General features: G+C 52.1%; 26 protein-coding genes. 9 read left to right on the top strand and 17 right to left on the bottom strand.

The genetic code is table 11. The features are described 5' to 3' along the window. Positions 1 to 5: 5 nt before the first annotated feature. Complete coding sequence (gene mdoC, locus HV477_RS03660) at positions 6 to 1,160, bottom strand: glucans biosynthesis protein MdoC (protein WP_079899471.1); 1,155 nt, start codon at positions 1,158 to 1,160, stop codon at positions 6 to 8. Between the two features lie 271 nt (positions 1,161 to 1,431). Here mdoC and mdoG point away from each other — a divergent pair, with 271 nt between their 5' ends. The 3 genes from mdoG to HV477_RS03645 all read left to right on the top strand — a co-directional run bounded on the left by mdoG (position 1,432) and on the right by HV477_RS03645 (position 5,804). Beyond that, a complete protein-coding gene (gene mdoG / locus HV477_RS03655) occupies positions 1,432 to 2,967 on the top strand; it encodes a glucans biosynthesis protein MdoG (RefSeq protein WP_001562609.1) in 1,536 nt (511 codons plus the stop codon). Next, positions 2,960 to 5,503, top strand: a complete 2,544-nt coding sequence (gene mdoH, locus HV477_RS03650; RefSeq protein ID WP_001044610.1) for a glucans biosynthesis glucosyltransferase MdoH — start codon at positions 2,960 to 2,962, stop codon at positions 5,501 to 5,503. Before mdoG ends, mdoH begins: the two co-directional genes overlap by 8 nt. 73 nt (positions 5,504 to 5,576) lie before the next feature. After that, entirely contained in the window at positions 5,577 to 5,804 is a 228-nt protein-coding gene (locus tag HV477_RS03645; protein WP_001217832.1) for a YceK/YidQ family lipoprotein, read from the top strand. Here the strand turns inward: HV477_RS03645 and HV477_RS03640 are convergent, their stop codons facing one another. The 3 genes from HV477_RS03640 to HV477_RS03630 all read right to left on the bottom strand — a co-directional run bounded on the left by HV477_RS03640 (position 5,805) and on the right by HV477_RS03630 (position 8,550). Then, positions 5,805 to 6,179 (bottom strand): MysB family protein, encoded by a 375-nt coding sequence (locus HV477_RS03640; RefSeq protein WP_000180050.1) that lies wholly within the window; start codon positions 6,177 to 6,179, stop codon positions 5,805 to 5,807. Positions 6,180 to 6,260: 81 nt separating this feature from the next. After that, positions 6,261 to 7,475, bottom strand: a complete 1,215-nt coding sequence (mdtG, locus tag HV477_RS03635; protein ID WP_000075053.1) for a multidrug efflux MFS transporter MdtG — start codon at positions 7,473 to 7,475, stop codon at positions 6,261 to 6,263. Between the two features lie 154 nt (positions 7,476 to 7,629). After that, complete coding sequence (locus HV477_RS03630; RefSeq protein WP_079899163.1) at positions 7,630 to 8,550, bottom strand: Kdo(2)-lipid IV(A) acyltransferase; 921 nt, start codon at positions 8,548 to 8,550, stop codon at positions 7,630 to 7,632. A 219-nt stretch (positions 8,551 to 8,769) separates the two neighbouring features. Here HV477_RS03630 and HV477_RS03625 point away from each other — a divergent pair, with 219 nt between their 5' ends. Then, a complete protein-coding gene (locus HV477_RS03625; protein ID WP_175064925.1) occupies positions 8,770 to 9,822 on the top strand; it encodes a rhodanese-related sulfurtransferase in 1,053 nt (350 codons plus the stop codon). Between the two features lie 51 nt (positions 9,823 to 9,873). On the opposite strand, the gene HV477_RS03620 is transcribed toward HV477_RS03625, so the two are convergent. From HV477_RS03620 to mdtH, 10 genes are all read right to left on the bottom strand, one after another. Continuing rightward, entirely contained in the window at positions 9,874 to 10,449 is a 576-nt protein-coding gene (locus HV477_RS03620; protein WP_000739886.1) for a YceI family protein, read from the bottom strand. Next, a complete protein-coding gene (locus HV477_RS03615; protein ID WP_079899164.1) occupies positions 10,446 to 11,018 on the bottom strand; it encodes a cytochrome b in 573 nt (190 codons plus the stop codon). The genes HV477_RS03620 and HV477_RS03615 overlap by 4 nt, the downstream gene beginning before the upstream one ends. Before the next feature lie 262 nt (positions 11,019 to 11,280). After that, a complete protein-coding gene (locus tag HV477_RS03610) occupies positions 11,281 to 11,394 on the bottom strand; it encodes a YceO family protein (RefSeq protein ID WP_001253282.1) in 114 nt (37 codons plus the stop codon). A gap of 40 nt (positions 11,395 to 11,434) precedes the next feature. Then, a complete protein-coding gene (gene solA / locus HV477_RS03605; protein ID WP_079899166.1) occupies positions 11,435 to 12,553 on the bottom strand; it encodes an N-methyl-L-tryptophan oxidase in 1,119 nt (372 codons plus the stop codon). A 112-nt stretch (positions 12,554 to 12,665) separates the two neighbouring features. Beyond that, positions 12,666 to 12,920 (bottom strand): biofilm formation regulator BssS, encoded by a 255-nt coding sequence (bssS, locus tag HV477_RS03600; RefSeq protein WP_000414441.1) that lies wholly within the window; start codon positions 12,918 to 12,920, stop codon positions 12,666 to 12,668. Positions 12,921 to 13,209: 289 nt separating this feature from the next. Beyond that, complete coding sequence (gene dinI / locus HV477_RS03595; protein WP_001217763.1) at positions 13,210 to 13,455, bottom strand: DNA damage-inducible protein I; 246 nt, start codon at positions 13,453 to 13,455, stop codon at positions 13,210 to 13,212. Between the two features lie 73 nt (positions 13,456 to 13,528). Further along, positions 13,529 to 14,575, bottom strand: a complete 1,047-nt coding sequence (pyrC, locus tag HV477_RS03590) for a dihydroorotase (protein ID WP_000126604.1) — start codon at positions 14,573 to 14,575, stop codon at positions 13,529 to 13,531. A 104-nt stretch (positions 14,576 to 14,679) separates the two neighbouring features. Continuing rightward, positions 14,680 to 15,240, bottom strand: a complete 561-nt coding sequence (locus tag HV477_RS03585; protein WP_000713057.1) for a lipoprotein — start codon at positions 15,238 to 15,240, stop codon at positions 14,680 to 14,682. Positions 15,241 to 15,364: 124 nt separating this feature from the next. Further along, complete coding sequence (gene grxB, locus HV477_RS03580; protein ID WP_000780893.1) at positions 15,365 to 16,012, bottom strand: glutaredoxin 2; 648 nt, start codon at positions 16,010 to 16,012, stop codon at positions 15,365 to 15,367. Between the two features lie 63 nt (positions 16,013 to 16,075). Beyond that, the gene (gene mdtH / locus HV477_RS03575) at positions 16,076 to 17,284 is read right to left on the bottom strand and encodes a multidrug efflux MFS transporter MdtH (protein ID WP_079899167.1); all 1,209 of its coding nucleotides are present in this window, start codon (positions 17,282 to 17,284) and stop codon (positions 16,076 to 16,078) included. A 236-nt stretch (positions 17,285 to 17,520) separates the two neighbouring features. Between mdtH and rimJ the strand changes: the two genes are divergently transcribed. The 4 genes from rimJ to murJ all read left to right on the top strand — a co-directional run bounded on the left by rimJ (position 17,521) and on the right by murJ (position 21,552). After that, positions 17,521 to 18,105, top strand: coding sequence for a ribosomal protein S5-alanine N-acetyltransferase (gene rimJ / locus HV477_RS03570; RefSeq protein ID WP_000468204.1), 585 nt, complete (start codon positions 17,521 to 17,523; stop codon positions 18,103 to 18,105). A gap of 35 nt (positions 18,106 to 18,140) precedes the next feature. Beyond that, a complete protein-coding gene (locus HV477_RS03565; RefSeq protein WP_000873047.1) occupies positions 18,141 to 18,788 on the top strand; it encodes a YceH family protein in 648 nt (215 codons plus the stop codon). Position 18,789: 1 nt separating this feature from the next. Next, on the top strand, positions 18,790 to 19,713 hold the full coding sequence (locus HV477_RS03560) for a Gfo/Idh/MocA family protein (RefSeq protein WP_001259729.1): 924 nt from the start codon (positions 18,790 to 18,792) through the stop codon (positions 19,711 to 19,713). Between the two features lie 303 nt (positions 19,714 to 20,016). Then, positions 20,017 to 21,552: a murein biosynthesis integral membrane protein MurJ gene (gene murJ, locus HV477_RS03555; protein WP_001537775.1), complete on the top strand. Its 1,536-nt coding sequence runs from the start codon at positions 20,017 to 20,019 to the stop codon at positions 21,550 to 21,552. 81 nt (positions 21,553 to 21,633) lie between these two features. On the opposite strand, the gene flgN is transcribed toward murJ, so the two are convergent. The 3 genes from flgN to flgA all read right to left on the bottom strand — a co-directional run bounded on the left by flgN (position 21,634) and on the right by flgA (position 23,105). Continuing rightward, positions 21,634 to 22,056 carry a flagella biosynthesis chaperone FlgN gene (flgN, locus tag HV477_RS03550; protein ID WP_000197547.1) on the bottom strand — a complete coding sequence of 141 codons (423 nt, stop codon included), beginning with the start codon at positions 22,054 to 22,056 and terminating at the stop codon, positions 21,634 to 21,636. Positions 22,057 to 22,060: 4 nt separating this feature from the next. Beyond that, positions 22,061 to 22,354 (bottom strand): flagellar biosynthesis anti-sigma factor FlgM, encoded by a 294-nt coding sequence (flgM, locus tag HV477_RS03545; RefSeq protein ID WP_000020893.1) that lies wholly within the window; start codon positions 22,352 to 22,354, stop codon positions 22,061 to 22,063. 91 nt (positions 22,355 to 22,445) lie between these two features. After that, positions 22,446 to 23,105: a flagellar basal body P-ring formation chaperone FlgA gene (gene flgA / locus HV477_RS03540; protein WP_001194088.1), complete on the bottom strand. Its 660-nt coding sequence runs from the start codon at positions 23,103 to 23,105 to the stop codon at positions 22,446 to 22,448. Positions 23,106 to 23,261: 156 nt separating this feature from the next. Between flgA and flgB the strand changes: the two genes are divergently transcribed. Further along, entirely contained in the window at positions 23,262 to 23,678 is a 417-nt protein-coding gene (gene flgB / locus HV477_RS03535) for a flagellar basal body rod protein FlgB (protein ID WP_000887043.1), read from the top strand. Positions 23,679 to 23,680: the final 2 nt, after the last annotated feature.

Genomic DNA, 23,680 nt, shown 5'->3' with positions numbered 1-23,680 from the left:
GAAAACTACCCGATCGCGGCGCGGCTTTCTTGTTTTACCGGCGGTTTACCTGAAAAGAGAAATTTCAGGAGCGGGATGCGTAAATGAATTTCATACAGAATTAACGCAATACCCATAACAAATATCAGCCCGCACAAGAACCCGATCAGGTTGGAGGAGATATGCGGCGTAATATACGCGCCAAAGAAAAGCGTTAAGGGATGATGCACCAGATAGATAAACAGCGAAGCATTCACGAAATAGGTGACACGCGCGGACTGGAAGTTTAACAAGCGATGCCCCAGTGAGAATACCACGTTCACCATCCACAGCCCCATTACCATCGTAAGCACGGATTCGGTTTCGTACATCCAGGCGTCGCCGCTCCCATAACGTTGATTCAGCAGATACGCGATAAAAGCAACGGCAGCGCCTAAAGTGCATCCGCGTGAGGGCGTGGTGAAACGCGCTTTCAGATCGGGGTGAATGAAGGCCAACGCGCCGAGAATAAAAAACGGCACATAAAATAGCGTTTGCATCACAATAAAATTGAACATGCCGTCACTGAGGATTGCCGGATATACGATGAAAATAATGCGCCTGATAGCGGCGTAAGCCATCCCCAGCAGGAAAAAAATAAGCGAAAGCCTGGCCAGTGAAATAGCGGCGGGACGAGGCTTGCTTGTTTCCTGCCTTTTTTGGAACCAGGTAAAAATCCCGATGCTGACTGTGGTTAATATCACCAGCACCAGTAAAAACCACAGATGTGAAATGAGTTCCCACGCTAACGTATTATATTTTTCATAGGCAGAGAGTGTAGGCCAGTTCTCTGTTTTCTCTTTGACATATTGCAACAGGATAAATTGCGGCAAGGTAAGCAAAGGGATTGCGGTAAGCATGGGAATACCCACACGTTCTACCCGTACTTTCCACCAGCGTTTTAACGGATAACGTAAAAACAACATGTACGAAAAATAACCAGAAATAACAAAAAATACCTGCATACGAAAAGCGTGGATAAAATCGTTAAACAGGGTTAGCCACCACGATGGCGTGGCGCTATTGACATGCCAACTGTGAGTGGAATAGATCAACGAGATATGAAAGGGAATCCCTAACAACATCAACCATGCGCGGATAGAGTCAAGAAAATATTCACGCGGCGCGGGTACAGAGCTCATATAAGGTCACGTATTCTCAGATTTTTCACCTTATCCATAAGGCGAATTATAGTTACATTCGGTAGCAACCCTACACCAACTCCGACAACCTGTCTCCAGGATAAGCACGCAAAGTGAAAACAGGCGCGGGAGGTGCTTAATCCATGAGCCAGCGCGCTGAACAAAGCCTGGATTCAGTTGTCGTAATGCCTGATTATCCATTAAAATGGATCGGATCGATATAAGCACACAAAGGGGGAAGTGCTTACTTATTATGAAACATAAACGACAAATGATGAAAATGCGTTGGTTGGGCGCAGCTATTATGTTAACGCTCTACGCATCATCAAGCTGGGCGTTCAGTATTGATGACGTGGCAAAACAAGCTCAATCTTTAGCCGGGAAAGGCTATGAGGCGCCTAAAAGCAACTTGCCCTCCGTTTTCCGCGACATGAAATATGCGGATTATCAGCAGATCCAGTTTAACAGCGATAAAGCCTACTGGAACAACTTAAAGACCCCTTTTAAGCTCGAATTTTACCATCAGGGGATGTACTTCGATACGCCGGTCAAGATTAACGAAGTGACGGCGACGACGGTCAAAAGAATCAAATACAGCCCGGATTACTTCAATTTTGGCAATGTTCAGCACGATAAAGACACGGTAAAAGATTTAGGCTTTGCCGGGTTCAAAGTTCTGTACCCCATCAACAGTAAAGATAAGAACGACGAAATCGTCAGTATGCTTGGCGCCAGCTATTTCCGCGTTATCGGCGCAGGCCAGGTATATGGCTTATCTGCGCGCGGCCTGGCGATTGATACCGCCTTACCATCTGGTGAAGAGTTTCCCCGCTTTCGCGAGTTCTGGATTGAGCGTCCAAAACCCACCGATAAGCGTTTGACCGTCTATGCATTACTGGATTCTCCGCGCGCGACCGGCGCTTACCGTTTTGTGATCATTCCTGGCCGCGATACCGTGGTGGACGTGCAGTCAAAAGTCTATCTGCGCGATAAAGTGGGCAAGCTGGGCGTTGCGCCATTAACCAGTATGTTCCTGTTTGGGCCAAACCAGCCGTCGCCGACGACCAACTATCGTCCGGAACTGCATGACTCGAACGGCTTATCCATTCATGCGGGTAATGGCGAGTGGATTTGGCGTCCGCTGAACAATCCAAAACACCTCGCTGTGAGCAGCTATGCGATGGAAAACCCTCAGGGATTCGGCCTGTTGCAGCGTGGTCGCGAGTTCTCGCGCTTTGAAGATTTAGACGATCGCTACGACCTGCGTCCAAGCGCCTGGATTACCCCGAAAGGCGACTGGGGCAAAGGTAAGGTTGAACTGGTTGAAATTCCGACCAATGATGAAACCAACGATAACATCGTCGCTTACTGGACTCCGGATCAACTGCCGGAACCGGGTAAAGAGATGAACTTCAAGTACACTCTGACCTTCAGCCGCGATGAAGATAAACTTCATGCGCCGGATAATGCCTGGGTGCTGCAAACACGCCGCTCAACGGGCGACGTTAAACAGTCAAATCTGATTCGCCAGCCCGACGGCACTATTGCCTTTGTGGTGGATTTCGTTGGCGCCGACATGAAAAAACTGCCGCCGGATACGCCCGTCGCTGCGCAAACCAGCATTGGCGATAACGGTGAAATCGTTGACAGTAATGTACGCTATAACCCAGTCACTAAAGGCTGGCGTTTAATGCTGCGCGTGAAAGTCAAAGACGCGAAGAAAACCACGGAAATGCGTGCCGCATTGGTGAATGCCGATCAGACGCTAAGTGAAACCTGGAGCTACCAGTTACCTGCCAATGAATAAAACAACTGAGTATATTGACGCACTGCTGCTTTCTGAACGTGAGAAAGCGGCATTGCCGAAAACTGACATCCGCGCCGTGCATCAGGCGCTGGATGCCGAGCATCGGACTTACTCGCGAGAAGACGATTCACCGCAGGGTTCCGTAAAAGCCCGCCTTGAACACGCCTGGCCGGATTCATTGGCGAAGGGGCAGTTAATTAAAGATGATGAAGGGCGCGATCAGTTGCAGGCTATGCCAAAAGCGACGCGCTCTTCGATGTTTCCCGATCCCTGGCGAACCAACCCGGTTGGCCGTTTCTGGGATCGTCTGCGTGGGCGGGATGTAACGCCGCGCTATGTTTCTCGTCTGACAAAAGAAGAGCAGGCGAGCGAGCAAAAATGGCGTACCGTCGGCACTATACGCCGCTATATTTTGTTAATTTTGACTCTGGCGCAAACCGTCGTCGCGACCTGGTATATGAAGACCATTCTGCCTTATCAGGGATGGGCGCTCATCAATCCTATGGATATGGTGGGGCAGGATATTTGGGTCTCTTTTATGCAGCTCCTGCCCTACATGCTGCAAACCGGTATCCTGATTCTGTTCGCCGTGCTGTTCTGCTGGGTGTCAGCCGGATTCTGGACGGCGCTGATGGGCTTCCTGCAACTGCTTATCGGGCGCGATAAGTACAGCATCTCCGCGTCTACGGTTGGCGATGAGCCCCTCAATCCGGAACACCGGACGGCGCTGATCATGCCTATCTGTAATGAAGACGTTAGTCGCGTTTTCGCCGGTCTGCGCGCGACCTGGGAGTCCGTTAAAGCCACAGGCAACGCCGCGCATTTCGACGTCTATATCCTTAGCGACAGTTATAACCCGGATATCTGCGTGGCGGAGCAAAAGGCGTGGATGGAGCTTATCGCGGAAGTGCAGGGCGAAGGCCAAATTTTTTACCGTCGCCGCCGCCGCCGTATGAAACGCAAAAGCGGCAATATTGACGATTTTTGCCGCCGCTGGGGCAATCAGTACAGCTATATGGTGGTGCTGGACGCGGACTCAGTGATGAGCGGCGAGTGTCTGAGCGGCTTGGTGCGCCTGATGGAAGCGAATCCAAACGCCGGGATTATCCAGTCTTCGCCGAAAGCGTCGGGGATGGATACTCTGTATGCCCGCTGCCAACAGTTCGCGACCCGCGTCTATGGGCCGCTGTTTACCGCCGGGCTGCACTTCTGGCAGTTGGGGGAGTCGCACTACTGGGGGCACAATGCCATTATCCGCGTGAAGCCGTTTATCGAGCACTGCGCTCTGGCGCCGCTGCCGGGAGAAGGTTCGTTCGCCGGATCGATTCTTTCCCACGACTTTGTGGAGGCGGCGCTAATGCGTCGGGCAGGGTGGGGCGTCTGGATTGCCTACGATCTCCCCGGCTCCTATGAAGAGCTGCCGCCAAACCTGCTGGATGAGCTTAAACGCGACCGCCGCTGGTGTCACGGCAACCTGATGAACTTTCGTCTGTTCCTGGTGAAAGGAATGCACCCGGTGCATCGCGCCGTGTTCCTGACGGGGGTAATGTCATACCTGTCCGCGCCGTTATGGTTTATGTTCCTCGCGCTTTCTACCGCGCTGCAGGTCGTTCATGCGTTAACAGAGCCGCAATATTTCCTTCAGCCGCGCCAGCTTTTTCCGGTCTGGCCGCAGTGGCGTCCGGAACTGGCAATCGCGCTGTTTGCGTCAACGATGGTGCTGCTGTTCCTGCCGAAGCTGCTCAGTATTATGCTGATCTGGTGTAAAGGCACCAAAGAGTATGGCGGTTTCTGGCGCGTTACGCTGTCGCTGTTGCTGGAAGTGCTGTTCTCCGTGTTGCTGGCGCCGGTACGTATGCTGTTTCATACCGTATTTGTGGTCAGCGCGTTTCTCGGCTGGGAAGTGGTCTGGAACTCACCGCAACGCGACGATGATTCTACGCCGTGGGGAGAAGCCTTTATGCGTCACGGCTCTCAACTGCTGCTGGGGCTGGTCTGGGCGGTGGGTATGGCGTGGCTGGATTTACGCTTTCTGTTCTGGCTGGCGCCGATTGTCTTTTCGCTGATTCTGTCGCCATTTGTTTCGGTGATCTCCAGTCGTTCAACGGTAGGATTACGCACCAAACGCTGGAAGCTGTTCCTGATCCCGGAAGAGTATTCGCCGCCTCAGGTGTTGGTCGATACCGATAAATATCTGGAGATGAATCGCCGCCGTATTCTGGACGATGGCTTTATGCATGCGGTATTTAACCCGTCGCTTAATGCGCTGGCGACCGCGATGGCCACTGCGCGTCACCGCGCCAGTAAGGTACTGGAAATAGCCCGCGATCGTCATGTGGAGCAGGCGCTAAACGAAACGCCGGAGAAACTGAACCGCGATCGGCGTCTGGTTTTGCTCAGCGATCCGGTGACGATGGCGCGTTTACACTATCGGGTCTGGAATGCGCCAGAGAGATACTCTTCCTGGGTAAACCATTATCAGTCTCTCGTCCTGAATCCGCAGGCGTTGCAGGGACGAACATCGTCAGCGAGATAAGGTCTTCAGGTCTGGAGTGAGGTGAAAAATACCGGCGTGATGCCGGTATTTTTATAGTGAAATGAGGTATCAGGTGCGTATATTCGCGGTGAGCATAATGGTGATTACCCTGAGCGGCTGCGGCAGTATTATCAGCAGAACGATCCCCGGACAAGGACACGGCAACCAGTATTACCCTGGCGTGCAGTGGGATATGCGTGATTCCGCATGGCGCTATATCACTATCCTCGATCTGCCCTTCTCACTGATCTTCGATACACTGCTACTGCCGCTCGATATTCACCACGGGCCTTATGAGTAATTAACGCTCATCCCATTCGTCTGCCGCAGTACGGCCTTCCTCGGTATCAAGCGGGGGTTCAAGCTGGAATTCCCCTTCATCCCATTCATGCAAAGTATTCTCTTCCTGCCATTCCTGGCGGATCTCTATCTCATCATAATCGCCGTCAAACACGCTCTGTGCGGCTTCACCACTCAGCATCGGCAGACATTCGCCATCTTCACCTTCATCGGCGAAAAATTCGACCTGCCACATGATGTCCCCATCCTGCAGTACATATTTCTGAACGTTGAACTGCTGCACATTCGCTTCGTCTTGTTCGAGGCCTGGATGGTCAGCCAGAAATTCTTCCCGGGCTGCATCGATAGCTTCTTCCAGCGTGGCATACATGGTCATCAGTGTCTCCCTTTGATTTGATGAGGTATTTAGGGAAAGAATAGCTGATTCTGTAATATTGCAAGTATGAAAGCGCAAAAATTATTCTATTGCCAGTCTGCGCCGTCGTAAGCTGTTCCATGAATAGATAGCATTGAACAACACCACGCCTGCCGTGACGCAGAATACGGCGCGGAAGCCATAGCTCGCGGAAATTGCGGCGCCCATGAGAGGGCCGGTGACGTTGCCGATATCGCGGAAAGATTGGTTGTAACTGAATATGCGCCCGGCTATCTGGTTGGTAGAGTTGTAAACCAGCAGAGTTTGAACGGCTGGCAGCAGCGCGCCATCCGCCGCGCCAAGCAGAAACCGCAATAGCGCGAGCTGCCACGGCGTTTGCACAAAAGACATTGGAATCAGCAGCAGTACGGAAATAATCAGCGCGACGATAAGGATCTTTTCCGGGCCAATTCTGTCGCCAAGCTTGCCGAGCCGGGGGGCGCTAAGTAATGCCGCCACGCCGGGAACGGACGCTATCATCCCGCTAATGAACGCAATATTACTGACATTTCCCGCGAGTTCGCGCACATAGAGCGTCAGGATGGGCGCAATAGACCCCGTCGCCACCTGAATAATCAGCGTGGTGACAAACAGGCTTAACACCAGGCGGGGATTTTTTAACGAGGCGACCACTTCCCGAACGTGAAGCATCTCTTTTTTGCTCACCGGCAGGAAATTCTCGCGAATGAAAAAGAAGGTGAGCAGAAAACAGATAAACAAAACGCTGGCGGTAATAAAAAAGACCGGACGAAGGCCGTAATGGTCGGCGAGCAGACCGCCCGCAAGTGGGCCAAGCAGAGCGCCGCTGACGCCGCCAGTAGAGAGCGTCCCTAACGCCCAGCCGCTTTTGTGGCGCGGCACCTGAGTGGCGATGAGCGCATTGGCGTTGGGAATAAATCCGCCCAGCAGGCCTAATAACGCGCGGAGGATCAGAAATTGCCAGATATTTTGCGCCATGCCCATTAACAGCATCACAATGGCCATGCCGAGAGCGGAACGCAACAGCATGATCTTACGCCCTTTACGATCCGCCAGACCGCCCCAAAAAGGGGAAGCGATAGCTGAAAAGAGGAACGTAATACTAAAGACCAGCCCGGACCACATGTTAAGCGCGCTATGGCCTGTTACGCCGAGTTGCTCAACGTAGAGAGGGAGAAAAGGCATGACCAGACTGAATGCCGCGCCGGTTAAAAAACAGCCCAGCCAGGTAACGGTTAGATTGCGTTTCCAGTTTATGGGGACATCAGAGGGTGACATAGCGTTCCACAGTATGATGCGCGTTTTGCGCTATCATCAATTTAATTATGAGCGTACTAATTATAATTATGCGCCGACCTTACCAGCCTCGCAATGTGGGGAGCTTTTAAAGCTAAAAGAGGGGAAAAATTGCAGCCTGACGGCTGCAATCCTGTCAATAGCGCGACGGTACGCCTTCAGGGCGAGTTTTAAAGCGGCGATGCAGCCACATATACTGCTCTGGCGCCATCATAATGCACTGCTCAACAATCTTATTCATCCACGCGGCAGTCGCTTCTGCGCTCTCCAGCGGAGGCGAATATTCCGCAGGAAGAATGATCAGTTCGTAGCCTTTCCCATCGGGTTTACGGCGAGGCACGAAGGGGATAATACAGGCTTTAGACATGCGCGCGAGCATCCAGGTACCGGAGGTCGTAGCGGCCTGGTCGACGGCGAATAACGGTACAAAGACGCTGGCGCGCGGGCCGTAATCGTGATCCGGCGCATACCAGATCAATTCACCGCTTTTCAATGCTTTAACCATGCCTTTCAGATCTTTGCGATCCAACATCGATTTATTGGAGCGTAAGCGTCCCCAGGTCTGTAACCAGTCGAGCAACGGATTATCATTCGGGCGATAAACTCCGATGCCCGGGTTATGCATACCAAACATGCGGGCGCCAAACTCAAGGGTAAGGAAATGTATTCCTACCAGAATGAACCCCAGCCCCTGCGCTTTAACTTCACGGATATGCTCCAGACCGCTCGCTTCCATCCAGCGGTTCACTCGCCGATCGGGCCAGAACCAGGCCATGCCGGTTTCCATCACGCCCATACCGACGGATTCAAAGTTTTTGACCACCATGGTGTGGCGTTCCTGCGAGCTCATTTCCGGAAAGCATAATTCAAGGTTGCGATAGGCGATTTTTGCGCGGCGTTTCATTACGCGTCGCGCCAGGTGGCCCAATGCGCAACCCAATTTATAGATGACCGGGTAGGGGAGTTGCACGACCAACCAAAGCGCGCCTATACCCAACCAGGTTAACCAATAGCGCGGGTGCAGTAAGGCCACGGAGAACTTAGGCAACTTCGTCATTTCTATCCTGTCTTTCAACGAACAATTCCCCGTATTCTCGCATCTTTTTGCGTTGAGCAAAAATATGTAGCAGGAGAGTGGCGATTAAATCGACAATTGTTGTTAATTATTTAGTGTAAAGCAGGAAATGTAGCGCAAAATGTGTGGATGTAAATTGGCGAGACTTGCCTTATCATGCCTGCCCACTTTATTTTTTGCTGATTGCAGGATACGTACACCATGCCAGTGTTACACAACCGCATCTCTAATGACGAGCTGAAAGCCAAAATGCTGGCGGAAAGCGAGCCGCGTACGACAATTTCTTTTTATAAATATTTCACTATCGCCTCTCCGCAACAGACGCGGGACGCGTTGTATCAGGTGTTTACGGCGTTGGACGTTTTTGGTCGCGTTTACCTGGCGCATGAAGGCATCAATGCGCAAATCAGCGTGCCGCAAAGCAAGCTCGAGACCTTTCGTCAACAGCTTTATACGTTCGATCCCGCGCTGGACGGGCTGCGTTTAAATATCGCGCTGGAGGGTGACGGAAAGTCATTTTGGGTGCTGCGTATGAAAGTTCGAGACCGTATCGTTGCTGACGGTATTGACGATCCGAGTTTTGACGCCAGTAATGTCGGCGATTATCTGAAGGCGGCAGATGTGAATGCGATGCTGGACGATCCTGATGCGGTCTTTATTGATATGCGCAACCACTATGAGTATGAAGTCGGCCATTTCGAAAATGCTCTGGAAATCCCGGCGGATACGTTTCGTGAACAGTTGCCAAAAGCGGTTGAAATGCTGCGGGAGCATGCAGATAAAAAGATAGTGATGTACTGTACCGGCGGTATTCGTTGTGAGAAAGCCAGCGCCTGGATGAAACACAACGGTTTCAATAAAGTCTGGCATATTGAGGGTGGCATCATTGAATACGCCCGTCGCGCGCGCGAGCAGGGGCTTCCCGTTCGCTTTATCGGCAAAAATTTTGTATTTGATGAGCGAATGGGCGAACGAATCTCGGATGAGGTCATCGCGCATTGCCATCAGTGCGGCGCGCCCTGCGATAGCCATACCAACTGCAAAAATGACGGTTGCCATCTGCTGTTTATCCAGTGTCCGCAGTGCGCCAGTAAATTTAACGGCTGCTGTAGTGAACAATGCTGTGAAGAGTTGGCCTTGCCGGAGGAAGAACAGCGCCGACGTCGTGCGGGTCGCGAGAACGGCAACAAAATTTTTAATAAATCGCGTGGTCGGCTTAATAGCAAACTGAGCATTCCCGATCCGGCTGAGTAATATCTTGCCGGATAGCAGCGTAAAGGCCGCTATCCGGCATTTCGCCAGGCGTTACTTCTGCTGAACGCCTTCTACTGAGATGATAAGCTCAACCTCTTGTGAGGCCGGGCCGAGATCGGTAGTTATATTGAAATCCTTCAGCTTAATTTTTCCTTCGGCCTCAAAGCCCGCGCGCTTACCGCCCCACGGATCGTCGCCCTGGCCCATCAGCTTCGCTTCCAGCGTCACCGGTTTAGTCACGCCATTGAGCGTCAGATTGCCGGTAATATCCAGTTCATCGCCCTCTTTTTTCACGCTGGTAGAGGTGAAGGTTGCCTGCGGGAATTTCGCAACATTAAGAAATTCCGCGCTACGCAGGTGTTTGTCACGTTCGGCATGGTTAGTGTCGACGCTATTGGTGTTAATGGTCACGTTCACTTTGTCGGCCGACGGATTTTTTTCGTCAAAAGTGAACGTGCCGTCGAAATCTTTAAAGGTGCCGTATAGCCAGCTGTAGCCCAGATGCTGAATGCGGAAATTGACGAACGCATGTTGGCCTTCTTTATCAATTTTATACTCCGCCGCCACGGCGGAACCGGTCGTGAATAACAAGGATGCGAGGGTGAATCCCAGTAGGTTTTTTTTCATTTTTGAGCTCCATAGTCAGATGACGACATTCCTGTCATACGTTTCAGAGTGTCGTCTTTATCGATGAAATGGTGTTTTAGCGCCATAACCCCATGCGAGAGCGAGATAATGACCAGCGACCAGGCAAACCACAGATGCAGTGTTCCGGCGATGTCAGCCTGCGCGCCCGCGTCCGTAAGCGTGGCCGGAATCTCAAACCAGCCAAAGACGCTAATCGGTTTACCGTCGGCGGTGGAAATCAGGTAGCCGCTAATGATTATCGCAAAGAGCAGGAGATACAGAAGGATATGACCCGCGGCGGCGCCAATGCGCGTTAAACGGGAATAGCTGGTCAACGCAACGGGCGGCGGAGAATAAAGCCGCCAGATAATACGCACGATCAGCGCCATCATCAGTAACATGCCAATACTTTTATGTAATTCCGGCGCCTGGTGATACCAGCCGTCGTAATAACTGAGCGTGACCATCCATAAACCCAACGCAAACATGCCATAGACCACCAGGGCGGTCAGCCAGTGGAGCGCGGCGGAAACTACGCCATAACGTTGTGGAGTATTTTTAAATTGCATAAACACACCAATGAATATTTCACGAGAGAATGAAAATGGCGTGGAAAAGCGCCGAATGCAACTTATAAATAAGAATTTGAATGATATTTATTTTTATTTCAATAATTTTGATGTTATTTGCGGTTCAGCTTCAGAAGTTTCGAGATATTTCCCCCTGATAACCGCACAACGGCAGGAGTTGGCATTATTGCCGTGCTTCAACATTATGAAATAAAAAGTGAGGAACTTTCAGGAAGTGTCAGTTAACGTCAATGAAAAGCAATCAGAAGAAAAGGAGATAAACAATATCCATCACCGCCAGCAGCGACCAAAGAATAACGTAAAGCATGAAATGTTCGCGAATATTATTCATCAGAAAATGAAAGAGACGACGCATAGCTTACCTTAATAAACAGCCCCTTTACGGGGCCGACAAATTATTGGCTAAAACGGGAAAGCCGGAACGGCGTCAGATCAAAGGAGGATGTTTTTCCCAACGCAAAATCCGCAGCGATTTCTCCTAACACCGGGGCGAATTTAAAACCATGTCCGCTGAGTCCAGTGATGACAAGCGTATTCTCATGGCCAGGCAGCATATCGATAATAAAATCCTCGTCCGGCGAATTATCATAGGTACATGCCGCCCCATGTAAACAACCGCCGATACCCGGCAGTACGTTACGCAGGAAAGGAAATGCTTCCGCGCCATCGCTGGCAACGGCGGCAAAGGGCTTGCGCTCTTCCGGAGCCTGTATTAGCTGTCCGCCATTGTGTTTGCCGATTTTTAACTCGTCGTTCTCCGCCGGGAAGCCGTAATATTGATCGCCGTTGGGCATTTCGCCGGTAAAGGCCGGAAAGCGGTTTTTAGTGCTGTAACGTCCATCCGCCTTAAACCAGGCAAAAACTTTACGTACGGGCTGAACGGGCAGCTCCGGTACCAGCGCTTTTACCCAGGTGCCTGCGCTAATCAGCGCCTTGCTGGCGTGGTAGCAGCCTTCACTCGTCTCTATCGTCACACCGTTATCATCATGGTGAATATGGCTTACCGGGCTGCTGAATAGCTGTGCGCAGCCTGCTTCTCGGGCCAGACGAAGCCATGTGGTAATGGCTAATTCGCTGCGCAGGAAACCGGAGTCAGCTTCAAACAGCCCGATATAATTTTCGGGCACGCGAATTTCCGGCCAGCGCGTCATGAGGGCCGTCGCGTCCAGGCGCTCAACGTTCAATTGCCATTGTTGCGCGCTTCGTGCGACGTTGGCTAAGAAAGCGGAATCGGCCGGGCCGAGGTTAACGACGCCGGAGCGGACAAAAATAGGCTCTTCATTGTGTGTGGAGAGTTCATCCCAAAGCGCCTGGGCGCGAAGCACCAGTGGGACATATTTTTCGCCTTCACCATAAGCGTGGCGGATAAGTCGGGTATCGCCGTGATGGCTGCCCTGTTGATGAGGCGGCATATGCGCATCGGTCATCAGGACCTTTAGCCCGGCGCGGGTGGCGTAATAACCAGCGGCGGCGCCAACCGAACCGCTGCCGATAATAATAAGGTCGTATTTCATCAGCTTCTCTCTGCTATCGCGATGATTTCAGGGTAAATAACTGCGCTGAGATATACAAGCCAGAAATAAGTGAGGCACCTTACGGTGCCTGAGAGAGGGGGAGCGCGTCACGCTAATGGCGACGATACTCGTTTTCCTGGTAATCGCCTGATTCTATTTTGGCGATGCCGGCTTCTAATATTGAAATAAATTGCCTGGCTACATCTGTTGTTAACCAGAGCGTTTGACCAACTTCAGTCCCTTCCGGTTCCGGACGATTTGGGGTCTGGTAGTGTAAACGCAGCATCAGCGCATCATAGCTATCGACGGTGCTGATGTCCCATCCTACAAGCGGATGGGTCTGAATGACTTCATTATTCTTTTCCATCATGCCCCCCTGGTACGTGTTATAAGACAACGGTTCTCGAGGTTCAATGCGTGTTTTTCTTCTGAAGCAACTTCAGTATACCAATTAATAAGGCTATTCACTGCGTTTTTAAAGAGACCGGAGGATAAATTTCTCTTTTTAAGAATTATATGAACAATAAAGCGGCAGTTCATTCATATTTTTTTAGGATGTTGTGCAATTATTTTGACGGTCAGGCGAAATATTCATCAGTTGCGCAAATAAAAAAGCCGGGGCGACCCGGCAAACATACATCACTGCATATCATTTTTTATTCATTGATGAACCAGTCATCAGCGCTCTCCCAGGTCTCCTGGAGAATCTCGCTAATGCGTTCTTTGTCCTCTTTTGATGCGCCAATGACGGACAAGTTGTTGGCGGTAGCGTAACGCACGGTGACGTTACCCAAATTCTCCGGAAAATGATGGCTAATACGGCGGGAGAGTTCGCCCGCCAGCGCATCAATCGCACCGGCAGGCAGAGGTGACGTTTTGGCTATAGTGACTTCAATACGCATAATGGCCCCCTGTTGAATATACTGGATATATATACAGTTAAATCCAATATATAGCAACAGGTAAGCGCATTTTTTATTTTTTTACTGACCAGCGTACTGTTTCACCCGCTAAAAAAGGCACCAGCGAATCATCAGCCAGCGCGATATTTTCCGGTACCTGTTGTTCATCGCGAACCAGTTCCACCCACCCCGTATTCACCGGCAGGCCATAGAATTGCGGGCCATTCAGTGAACAGAACGCTTCAAAGTGCGCCAGCGCGTTCATTTCCTCAAACACGGCGGCATAACTGCCAAGGGCGGAGGGGGCGTTGAAACAACCGGCGCAGCCGCAACTGGTCTCTTTACGATGACGTGAATGCGGCGCTGAATCCGTCCCCAGGAAGGCGCGCGTAAAACCACTGGCAACCAGTTCGCGTAACGCCTGTTGGTGAATATTGCGTTTCAGAATCGGCAGACAGTACAGGTGAGGACGAATGCCGCCGACCAGCATATCATTACGGTTAAACATTAAATGTTGAGGCGTAATGGTAGCCGCCAGGTAGTCGTTGCCGTCACGTACATACTGCGCGGCATCTTTGGTTGTGATGTGTTCAAAGACCACTTTAAGCGCGGTCAGACGCTGGCGTAGCGGTTCCATTACAGTGTCGATAAAACGCGCTTCACGATCGAAGATATCAACCTCCGCATGGGTCACCTCACCGTGCACCAGCAATGGCATTCCGAGTTTTTCCATCCGCTCCAGTACCGGCATGATAGCGTCGACTGACGTTACGCCATGACTGGAGTTAGTGGTGGCATTGGCCGGGTAAAGCTTAGCCGCAGTAAACACGCCTTCATGGAAACCACGCTCCAGTTCATCGGCATCGAGCGAATCCGTTAAATAGCAGGTCATTAACGGCGTGAAATCATGCCCGGCGGGCACCGCATCGAGAATACGCTGGCGGTAGGCGATCGCTGCATCAACGGTCGTGATGGGGGACGCCAGGTTCGGCATCACGATAGCGCGACCATAAATTTCGCTGGTATAGGGTACGACCGTTTTTAACATGTCGCCATCGCGAAGGTGAACGTGCCAGTCGTCCGGGCGGCGGATCTTTAAAACCTGGGATGGTGCAGTCATTAATAAGCTCCGGCTGAGGAATAGTCTTTTTGCCGGAAACAAAGGATAAGCGGAAACGTTTTCGTTTGCACGTAAAAAAAAGGGCGCGAGCGCGCCCTCCGAAATCAATTGGTGAAAGGAATAACGATTTCACCAGGTTTAACTTCAATGCCTTTCGCGAGTTTCTTCGCTAACGCTTCGCCTTTACTGCTGTCCTCACGCAACACGTAAGCGGGCCGCTGGTTAAAGTAGCTACGTAAAGACTGATTTAAATAGGGCAGGAGCGTTTGTAGCACTGATTGCATTTTCTCCGGCGTCACGGTGGCGTCTACTACTTCCATCTCCTGAAGATAGATGGCGCCTTTTTCTTTATCAAAGACCGGCAGGGCTTTTAGCTTGAGTTTCATCGTCGCTTTTTGACTGCCAAACAGGGAATTCATATCCAGCCTGGCATCGCCAGTAAGGGTGACTTTATTAGGTTCTTCCCGACCAATCTGGCTGACAAGATTAGTCAATACGATATGCGCGTCGGCAATGCCGGGCAGACCAATATCTTTTGAGAAATTATTCCGTTTTTCAAGCGCTTGATTGATTTCTTGTTCGCTAATGGTGTATTGCGTAAGTTGATTACAACCCACTAACAGGCCGCTAACTACCAGCGCAGCGGCAAAAAAAAACTTTTTCATGGCGTTCCTTAGCATGTTGCCTGTGCCCTAATCTTGACACAAAGCAGCATGTCGCGCCAGCGGACATGGCGCCGCTAGAAAAAGCTGAAAAAGGCGGCAAGAAAGGGTTGCCGCCTGGCGGGCGTTAGATAGCCATTGAGGAGAGTAAATTAATTTGCGTCTGCTTCGCCATATTATCGCGATAGTCCGCGACTTTTGTCGGCCAGTGGATACCGGCGACCAGCGTCAGATTACGCAGAAGCGGAAATAGATGAATATCATCTTCCGATAATTCGCCGTTAACGGCGTTAGGCTGTACGATGAGTTTATCCAGCAAACGTAAATCATCGCCGATCTTTTTAATCAGTCCGGCAGAGTGCGCAAGATGGTTGTCAAAACTGCCAGATGAGGCTTCTTTTTTGCGGATAAAATACTGGCGCGCCGCAGGGGTAGAAAATTCATCGAAAGCGGATTTTGCAAACCGCGGCAGCAGTAGCTGATTAACGTAACCGTTAACTTTGCGCAACCACTCTTCAATGGCTGGATTGCGTTTCCCGGTTAACAGTGGTTTGCCGTCGAGGTTGTCGACATAATGTACAATATCCATACTTTCAGGAAGGTAGCGACTATCATCTTTTTGCAGGATGGGCACCATCTTTTGACCAATCATCCGGGTGGGCGTCGCCTCATCGTCATTTTGTAACACGTTAAGTTCAACGGGGATGTTCTTCAGGCCGAAAATCATGCGGGCTTTAACGCAGAAAGGGCAATGATCGTAAATATAAAGCTTCACGTTTCTCCTCCATTTGACTGTCGGTATCTGACCAGTATGGAGGAGATAGCGACAGGTATCAAATCAGGCGCCGGGTTCCAGCATCCGGCGCGGCGTGCGTTTATGACTAAATTGCCAGCCTAAAGCCAAAAAGGTGATGAAACCGATAATACCGAGCATCATCCACGGTAGTTCAGGCTGCGCAAGCGCTTTCCCCATATCAAACAACCAGCCGCCGCCGATATAACCAATCGCGCCGCCAATGGCTAATCCCAGACGGCTAAAGCCCATATAGCTTCCCCGCGCTCTCGCGTCCGCGAGCGACGCGCTAAGCGTTTCGCGCGCCGGTTCGGCGATAACCGAGCCGATGTAGAAAGCGCAAATAAGCGTAAAAAGCTGCTGTAAATTGCCCACCATCCCGATGGGGAGCATGCTCAGCGACATGACGAGCAAACCGGCCATCAGCCGATGCTCCAGCCGAAAACGCTTTTCGCTCCAGCGGGCAATCGGGTAGAGCAACGTTAGCGAGAGATACGCCTCAATAGCGTACATCCATTTCACGGCAGCAGGCGAACCGGCGATATCGTTTACCATAATCGGTAGCATTAACATGACCTGTACCGCCAGCATATAGTAGCCCGCCAGCGTCAGCACGTAGGTGACAAACCTTTTATCGCTCATGACGCGGCGCATTCCTTCACGCACCGGCGTTCTGACCGTTGATAGCTTCCAGGCCGGAAGCAGCCATGCATTGAAAAGGGCGCATAATATGAACAAAATAGCGCCCGTCGCGCAGACCAGGCGAAAATCGTATTGTAGCAACCAGCTTCCCAGCAGCGCGCCAATCACCGCGCCCGCGCTGTCCTGCATCATCAACAGAGAGAAGAAGCGGCCCCGTTGCTCCGGACGAATTAATTTGACCACCAGCGCTGAACGCGGCGGGTCGAAAAGCGTACCGCCGAGACCGGAAAGAAAGCAGGAAAACCACAAGAGCCAGGGCTCATGCGCGATACCCATGGTGGCAAAGCCTGCGGCGCGCATCAGCATACCGGTGACAATCATCGGTTTCGCGCCAAAGCGATCGGCGATGGCGCCGCCAAAAATGCCCAGACCTTGTTGAATAAACTGGCGCAGGCCGAGCGCGATCCCTACCATTACGGCAGCCCACCCCATTTGATCGACAAAGCGAATAGAGATGAGCGGGAAGACGACGAAAAAACCCAGCACCACTAACATGTTATCGATGAGAAGAAAATATTTACCCAGGTTCCTCGCCTGCGAGACGCGCGACATTTCCCCTCCCGGGAAATAAAAGATGAGCGTCTTCTATTCTGCGGCGGCGTTTCGTTTTTTCCTACCGTTAGCGGGACAATATTTTTTTATCAAAAGTCCTTTTTAATCGAGAGTTTTCATCAAAATGTGGCAGCAATTCAAAAAATGACGATTTGCGCTTTTCACAGAGCCTGGTTGCGCAGGTATAGTAATGTTACTGGCGTGCTGAAGACGTTACAGGAAGGAGTAGGTATAGAATGTTTGGCTATCGTAGTAACGTGCCAAAAGTGCGCTTAACCACCGATCGTCTGGTGGTACGTTTAGTGCATGAGCGTGATGCCTGGCGTCTGGCCGATTATTACGCGGAAAATCGTCATTTTTTAAAACCCTGGGAACCGGTCCGTGATGAAAGTCATTGTTATCCTTCAGGATGGCAGGCGCGTCTGGGAATGATCGGTGAATTTCACAAACAGGGCTCCGCCTTCTATTTCGCGCTACTTGATCCGGAAGAAAAAGAAATTATCGGCGTGGCGAATTTTTCCAATGTGGTGCGCGGTTCTTTTCATGCCTGTTATCTGGGCTATTCCATTGCGCAGAAGTGGCAGGGGCAAGGGCTGATGTTTGAAGCCTTAACCGCTGCGATTCGCTATATGCAGCGCACTCAGCATATCCACCGTATCATGGCGAACTATATGCCGCACAACAAACGTAGCGGCGCGTTGCTGGCGCGGCTTGGCTTTGAAAAAGAAGGCTATGCGAAAGATTACCTGTTGATTGATGGACAATGGCGCGACCATGTCCTGACGGCGTTAACCACGCCGTTATGGACGCCGGGGCGTTGAGCGGCTTACGGAATGAGAGGCAAAGGGAGAAAACGATGAAATATGAATTAACCGCCACTGAAGCGCGAGTGATTGGCTGTCTGCTGGAAAAGCAGGTGACAACGCCGGAACAGTATCCGCTTTCCGTCAACGGCGTGGTGACAGCCTGTAATCAGAAAACCAACCGTGAACCGGTGATGAACCTGACGGAACAAGAGGTACAAGAACAGCTCGATAACCTGGTGAAACGCCACTTTTTGCGTACGGTCAGCGGGTTTGGCAACCGCGTCACCAAATATGAACAGCGTTTCTGTAATTCCGAATTTGGCGATCTGAAACTTAGCGCGGCGGAAGTGGCGCTCGTCACTACGCTGCTGCTGCGTGGCGCGCAAACGCCCGGCGAGTTGCGTAGCCGGGCGTCGCGGATGCATGAATTCAGCGATATGGCGGAAGTTGAATCCACGCTGGAACGGCTTGCCAGTCGTGAGGACGGCCCGTATGTCGTCCGTCTGGCGCGTGAACCGGGTAAGCGCGAAAGCCGCTATATGCACCTTTTTTGCGGCGACGTCGATGAACTGTCTCTCCAGACGTCTGCGCCGGAAAGTGCGTCGGGCGATCTTCAGTCGCGCGTCGAAGCGCTGGAAAGCGAAGTGGCGGAGTTAAAGCAGCGGCTGGATTCTTTGTTAGCTCACCTGGGAGAGTAATGTGAGAACATTACGGATTGGCATTGTCGGGTTAGGCGGTATTGCGCAGAAGGCCTGGCTGCCGGTATTAACCAACACCGCCGGATGGACGTTACAGGGCGCCTGGTCTCCTTCGCGGGATAAAGCCTTACGTATCTGCGAAAGCTGGCGCATACCGTATGTGGATTCGCTGGCGAATTTAGCGTCCGGCTGCGATGCGGTCTTCGTCCACTCCAGTACCGCAAGCCATTATGCCGTGGTCAGCGAACTTCTCAACGCCGGCGTCCATGTTTGCGTGGATAAACCGCTGGCGGAAAATCTACGTGATGCCGAACGGCTGGTGGCGCTGGCGGCGCAAAAAAAATTGACGCTGATGGTTGGCTTTAATCGCCGTTTCGCGCCTCTGTACCGCGAACTGAAGACGCGCCTCGGCACTGCGGCGTCACTGCGTATGGATAAACATCGTACCGATAGCGTCGGGCCGCACGACTTACGTTTTACTTTGCTCGATGACTATCTGCATGTTGTGGATACCGCTCTGTGGCTGGCGGGCGGCGAGGCGCGCCTTGCCAGCGGCACGTTGCTCACCAGCGAGTCCGGCGAAATGTGCTATGCGGAACATCATTTTTCCGCCGACAAACTACAAATTACCACCAGTATGCACCGGCGCGCCGGAAGTCAGCGTGAATCGGTCCAGGCCGTCACCGACGGCGGGCTGTATGACGTGACGGATATGCGTGAATGGCGCGAAGAGCGCGGGCAGGGTATTCTCATCAAACCCATTCCTAGTTGGCAAACGACGCTTGAACAGCGTGGTTTTGTCGGATGCGCGCGGCATTTCATTGACTGCGTACAAAATCAGACGGTTCCGGAAACGGCGGGGGAGCAGGCGATTTTGGCCCAGCGCGTCGTGGAGGCGCTGTGGCGGGACGCCATCAGCGAATAACCCTCTGTAACATCTGGCGGTAGTAATTCATCGTAATCCAGGTACTATACCCTCAATAATTCGAGTTGCAGAAAAGCTAACGCACATGCAGCTCGAAGTATGGCGGGTATATATGCCCACTCTACATAATACCTCTTTTCACAGTGAATAATGGCAAACCGTGGGGAGTCTGTAAGGCCTGATAAGACGTTTTAACGTCGCCGTCAGGCGCGGTGATACAGCCGGATACGGCAGAAGTTGCGTTATCCGGTCGATGGATCAGCCATGCAGGAGTTTTACGCCAGGGTCTGGAATACAAAAGAAATGAATTTATTGAAATCGCTGGCTGCCGTCAGCTCGATGACTATGTTTTCACGCGTGTTGGGCTTTGCCCGTGATGCGATTGTCGCCAGAATTTTTGGCGCAGGGATGGCGACCGACGCCTTTTTTGTGGCGTTTAAACTCCCCAATCTACTACGCCGGATCTTTGCCGAAGGCGCTTTTTCTCAGGCCTTTGTGCCTATCCTGGCGGAATATAAGAGCAAGCAGGGTGAAGAAGCGACGCGGATCTTTGTCGCTTACGTTTCCGGCCTGTTGACGCTGGCATTGGCCGTCGTGACGGTGGCCGGTATGCTGGCCGCCCCGTGGGTGATTATGGTAACCGCGCCGGGTTTTGCCGATACTGCGGATAAATTCGCGCTGACGACGCAACTGCTGCGGATTACGTTTCCCTATATTCTGCTGATCTCTCTGGCTTCACTGGTTGGCGCCATTCTCAACACCTGGAATCGCTTCTCTATTCCCGCTTTTGCGCCGACATTTCTTAATATCAGTATGATCGGTTTTGCATTATTCGCCGCGCCATACTTTAATCCGCCGGTGCTGGCGTTAGCCTGGGCAGTCACCGTCGGCGGCGTGCTGCAACTGGTGTATCAACTTCCGTATTTGAAAAAGATCGGTATGCTGGTGCTGCCGCGCATTAACTTTCGCGACACCGGGGCGATGCGGGTGGTCAAACAGATGGGGCCGGCGATTTTGGGCGTTTCCGTCAGTCAGATCTCCCTTATCATCAATACCATTTTCGCCTCGTTTCTGGCCTCCGGCTCGGTCTCATGGATGTACTATGCCGATCGGTTGATGGAGTTCCCGTCCGGCGTGCTGGGCGTGGCGTTGGGGACCATCCTGTTGCCGTCATTGTCGAAAAGCTTTGCCAGCGGCAATCATGATGAGTACTGCCGCCTGATGGACTGGGGGCTGCGTTTGTGCTTTTTACTGGCGTTGCCGAGCGCGGTAGCGTTAGGCATTCTGGCGAAGCCGCTGACGGTCTCACTGTTTCAGTACGGTAAATTCACCGCCTTTGATGCGGCGATGACGCAGCGGGCGTTAATCGCCTATTCGGTGGGGCTGATTGGCTTGATCGTCGTAAAAGTGCTGGCCCCGGGCTTCTATTCTCGCCAGGATATTAAAACGCCGGTGAAAATCGCCATAGTGACGTTAATCATGACGCAGTTAATGAACCTGGCGTTTATTGGACCGCTGAAACACGCCGGGCTGTCGCTCTCTATTGGTCTGGCGGCATGTCTCAATGCGTCGCTGCTGTACTGGCAACTGCGCAAACAGAATATCTTTACGCCACAACCGGGTTGGATGTGGTTCCTGATGCGTCTGATCATTTCCGTACTGGTGATGGCTGCCGTATTGTTCGGCGTGTTGCATATTATGCCGGAGTGGTCGCAAGGGTCGATGTTATGGCGTTTGCTACGTTTGATGGCGGTAGTGATCGCGGGTATCGCGGCCTATTTCGCCGCGCTTGCCGTGCTGGGCTTTAAAGTGAAAGAGTTTGTTCGCCGGACGGCGTAAATTCAGTGCCTGATAGCGCTGTGCTATCAGGCCTACAAGGCATTCAGACCGGAAAGGCGCAACGTCGCCATCCGGCAATGATTAGATAGAAATTTTTTTACCGCCGCGGTGAGAAACGGAAGTCTGACCGTCAGCCCCGTACAAGGTCGGCTCCTGGTGAGGTTTCAGCACCTCCAGCGCCTGTTGATTACGCTCGATTTGCCCTTCCAGCAGCCAGCCGTTGTGCTGGTTGAGGTCGCGAAGATGCTGCGTTTTTTCGGTAATCGCCTGCCAGCGCTCTGCAATGTCATCGTTTGCGCTACGCTGCGCGTTCTGCTCCAGACGGCGCTGTTGTTCCAGATAATCCAGCGTCGCCAGCAACGAGCTTTTTTCTTCTGTAATACGCTGTAGCTGGCTGCCGTTAATCTGGCCTACGGAAAGCTGTTGTTGCTCGGCGTCCATCACCGTCTTCAGGTCATTCAGGACGGTGGTCATCTGGTCAAGTATTTCTGACAAACGAGTCATACGCTTATTTACTCTGTAAGTAGCTCTGCGCCTCGCGAATGAGCGAGTCTGCTATTTTTCCCGTATCCATTTTTAACTCACCGTTACGGATAGCCGTTTTTAATGCTTCGACGCGTTCCATATTAATGTCGCTGACGCCTGGCTGCATGAGCTTCGCTTGCGCGTCGCTTAACGTTACGCTGGCGCTCGTCGCGGCGGACGTTTTTTCCTGACGCGTTTTTTGTACCGGCGTGTCGCTGGTTTCGCGCGTCTGGACAGTGCTAACGGGTTTCAAAGGTGAGGTACGGTCAATGCTCATTTATTTATCCTCATCGAGGGTTACGTTGTAGCGGCCAGCTACCATCATGGTTGAATATCTCATCGGCAGCCGCGACAAAATCTTTACACAATTATAGGTTAATAAGAATATTCCCATCAGAATCGACGGTTCCACTCACGATTTGACCCGATGTCATGCGCACGCGCGCATTTTGCGCGACGGCGGCATTATTCATCGCCTGACCTTCCGCATTGACGCTAAACCCCTCGCCATTGGCGATGACCTGTACTCGTTGACCCGCTTTGACGCGCCAGGCCTGACGTATCATCGTAAGCTGTACCGGCTGCCCGGGAGCGAGATCGCGCAAACTGACGGCATCCTGAATCTGACGGATATCCAGTACCGTCCGCGGCGGTAACTGATCCAGCCTGCCACGTTTTAGCGTGACGTTGGCCGACGTCAATTTTCCGCCGCGCGCGACGGGCGCGGCAACGGCGACATAATTGCCGGTCGCTTGCACATTCACCTGCAAATAACGTTTTTCATTGGCGCAGCGCGCCACCACATTGACGTTGCCCCACAGCTTCGCGCTGCCCGTCATGCTGAAGGCTGGCTGTTCGCAGCTCGGTAGCAGATTGGGCGATGAACGGAGCGTGACAACCACCTCGTCGCTGAAGCCAGCCAGACGCTGGGAAAACCACGTGGTCAGCTGGGCGTTGATGTCCTGCGCCATTGTCAGGGGGCTGAACAGCAAAGCCGCCACGGCGAATCCTCGTTTTAACGTTTGCATGGTACTTCCCCCTGGTTGATGTCATGACAGGATTCTACCCGTGTGAAGCAGGCATCAACGCAATAAATAGCGACGCATTTTGCGTTTATTCCGGCGATAACGCGCGCGTGAAGGCATTTAAGCTGTCGGCTGAATTTTGCCATTTGCGGAGGAGATATGCTCGACAGGCTCGATGCCGCCTTACGATTTCAGCAGGAAGCGCTAAATCTGCGCGCGCAACGTCAGGAAATATTAGCGGCGAATATCGCCAATGCCGATACGCCGGGGTATCAGGCGCGCGATATTGATTTTGCCAGTGAGTTAAAAAAGGTGATGGTGCGTGGACGGGAAGAAACCGGCGGCGTCGCGTTAACGTTGACTTCCTCTCACCATATTCCCGCCCAGGCGGTCTCTTCTCCCGCAGTGGATCTGCTTTACCGCGTACCCGATCAGCCTTCTTTGGATGGTAACACCGTAGATATGGACAGGGAACGTACGCAGTTTGCGGATAACAGTCTCAAATATCAGATGGGGCTTACCGTTCTGGGTAGCCAACTCAAAGGCATGATGAATGTGCTACAGGGAGGAAACTAATT

This window comes from Salmonella sp. SG203 (assembly GCF_013350575.1).
GTDB lineage: Bacteria > Pseudomonadota > Gammaproteobacteria > Enterobacterales > Enterobacteriaceae > Salmonella > Salmonella enterica.
Note: the sequence above shows the minus strand (reverse complement) of the source record. Positions and strands in the feature narration are given on the sequence as shown.

Coding starts and splice junctions, on each gene's coding strand:
- mdoC (WP_079899471.1), bottom strand. CDS start 1,160: ATGAGCTCTGTACCCGCGCCGCGTGAATATTTTCTTGACTCTATCCGC.
- mdoG (WP_001562609.1), top strand. CDS start 1,432: ATGATGAAAATGCGTTGGTTGGGCGCAGCTATTATGTTAACGCTCTAC.
- mdoH (WP_001044610.1), top strand. CDS start 2,960: ATGAATAAAACAACTGAGTATATTGACGCACTGCTGCTTTCTGAACGT.
- HV477_RS03640 (WP_000180050.1), bottom strand. CDS start 6,179: ATGACCATGTATGCCACGCTGGAAGAAGCTATCGATGCAGCCCGGGAA.
- mdtG (WP_000075053.1), bottom strand. CDS start 7,475: ATGTCACCCTCTGATGTCCCCATAAACTGGAAACGCAATCTAACCGTT.
- HV477_RS03630 (WP_079899163.1), bottom strand. CDS start 8,550: ATGACGAAGTTGCCTAAGTTCTCCGTGGCCTTACTGCACCCGCGCTAT.
- HV477_RS03625 (WP_175064925.1), top strand. CDS start 8,770: ATGCCAGTGTTACACAACCGCATCTCTAATGACGAGCTGAAAGCCAAA.
- HV477_RS03620 (WP_000739886.1), bottom strand. CDS start 10,449: ATGAAAAAAAACCTACTGGGATTCACCCTCGCATCCTTGTTATTCACG.
- HV477_RS03615 (WP_079899164.1), bottom strand. CDS start 11,018: ATGCAATTTAAAAATACTCCACAACGTTATGGCGTAGTTTCCGCCGCG.
- HV477_RS03610 (WP_001253282.1), bottom strand. CDS start 11,394: ATGCGTCGTCTCTTTCATTTTCTGATGAATAATATTCGCGAACATTTC.
- solA (WP_079899166.1), bottom strand. CDS start 12,553: ATGAAATACGACCTTATTATTATCGGCAGCGGTTCGGTTGGCGCCGCC.
- bssS (WP_000414441.1), bottom strand. CDS start 12,920: ATGGAAAAGAATAATGAAGTCATTCAGACCCATCCGCTTGTAGGATGG.
- dinI (WP_001217763.1), bottom strand. CDS start 13,455: ATGCGTATTGAAGTCACTATAGCCAAAACGTCACCTCTGCCTGCCGGT.
- pyrC (WP_000126604.1), bottom strand. CDS start 14,575: ATGACTGCACCATCCCAGGTTTTAAAGATCCGCCGCCCGGACGACTGG.
- HV477_RS03585 (WP_000713057.1), bottom strand. CDS start 15,240: ATGAAAAAGTTTTTTTTTGCCGCTGCGCTGGTAGTTAGCGGCCTGTTA.
- mdtH (WP_079899167.1), bottom strand. CDS start 17,284: ATGTCGCGCGTCTCGCAGGCGAGGAACCTGGGTAAATATTTTCTTCTC.
- rimJ (WP_000468204.1), top strand. CDS start 17,521: ATGTTTGGCTATCGTAGTAACGTGCCAAAAGTGCGCTTAACCACCGAT.
- HV477_RS03565 (WP_000873047.1), top strand. CDS start 18,141: ATGAAATATGAATTAACCGCCACTGAAGCGCGAGTGATTGGCTGTCTG.
- murJ (WP_001537775.1), top strand. CDS start 20,017: ATGAATTTATTGAAATCGCTGGCTGCCGTCAGCTCGATGACTATGTTT.
- flgN (WP_000197547.1), bottom strand. CDS start 22,056: ATGACTCGTTTGTCAGAAATACTTGACCAGATGACCACCGTCCTGAAT.
- flgM (WP_000020893.1), bottom strand. CDS start 22,354: ATGAGCATTGACCGTACCTCACCTTTGAAACCCGTTAGCACTGTCCAG.
- flgA (WP_001194088.1), bottom strand. CDS start 23,105: ATGCAAACGTTAAAACGAGGATTCGCCGTGGCGGCTTTGCTGTTCAGC.
- flgB (WP_000887043.1), top strand. CDS start 23,262: ATGCTCGACAGGCTCGATGCCGCCTTACGATTTCAGCAGGAAGCGCTA.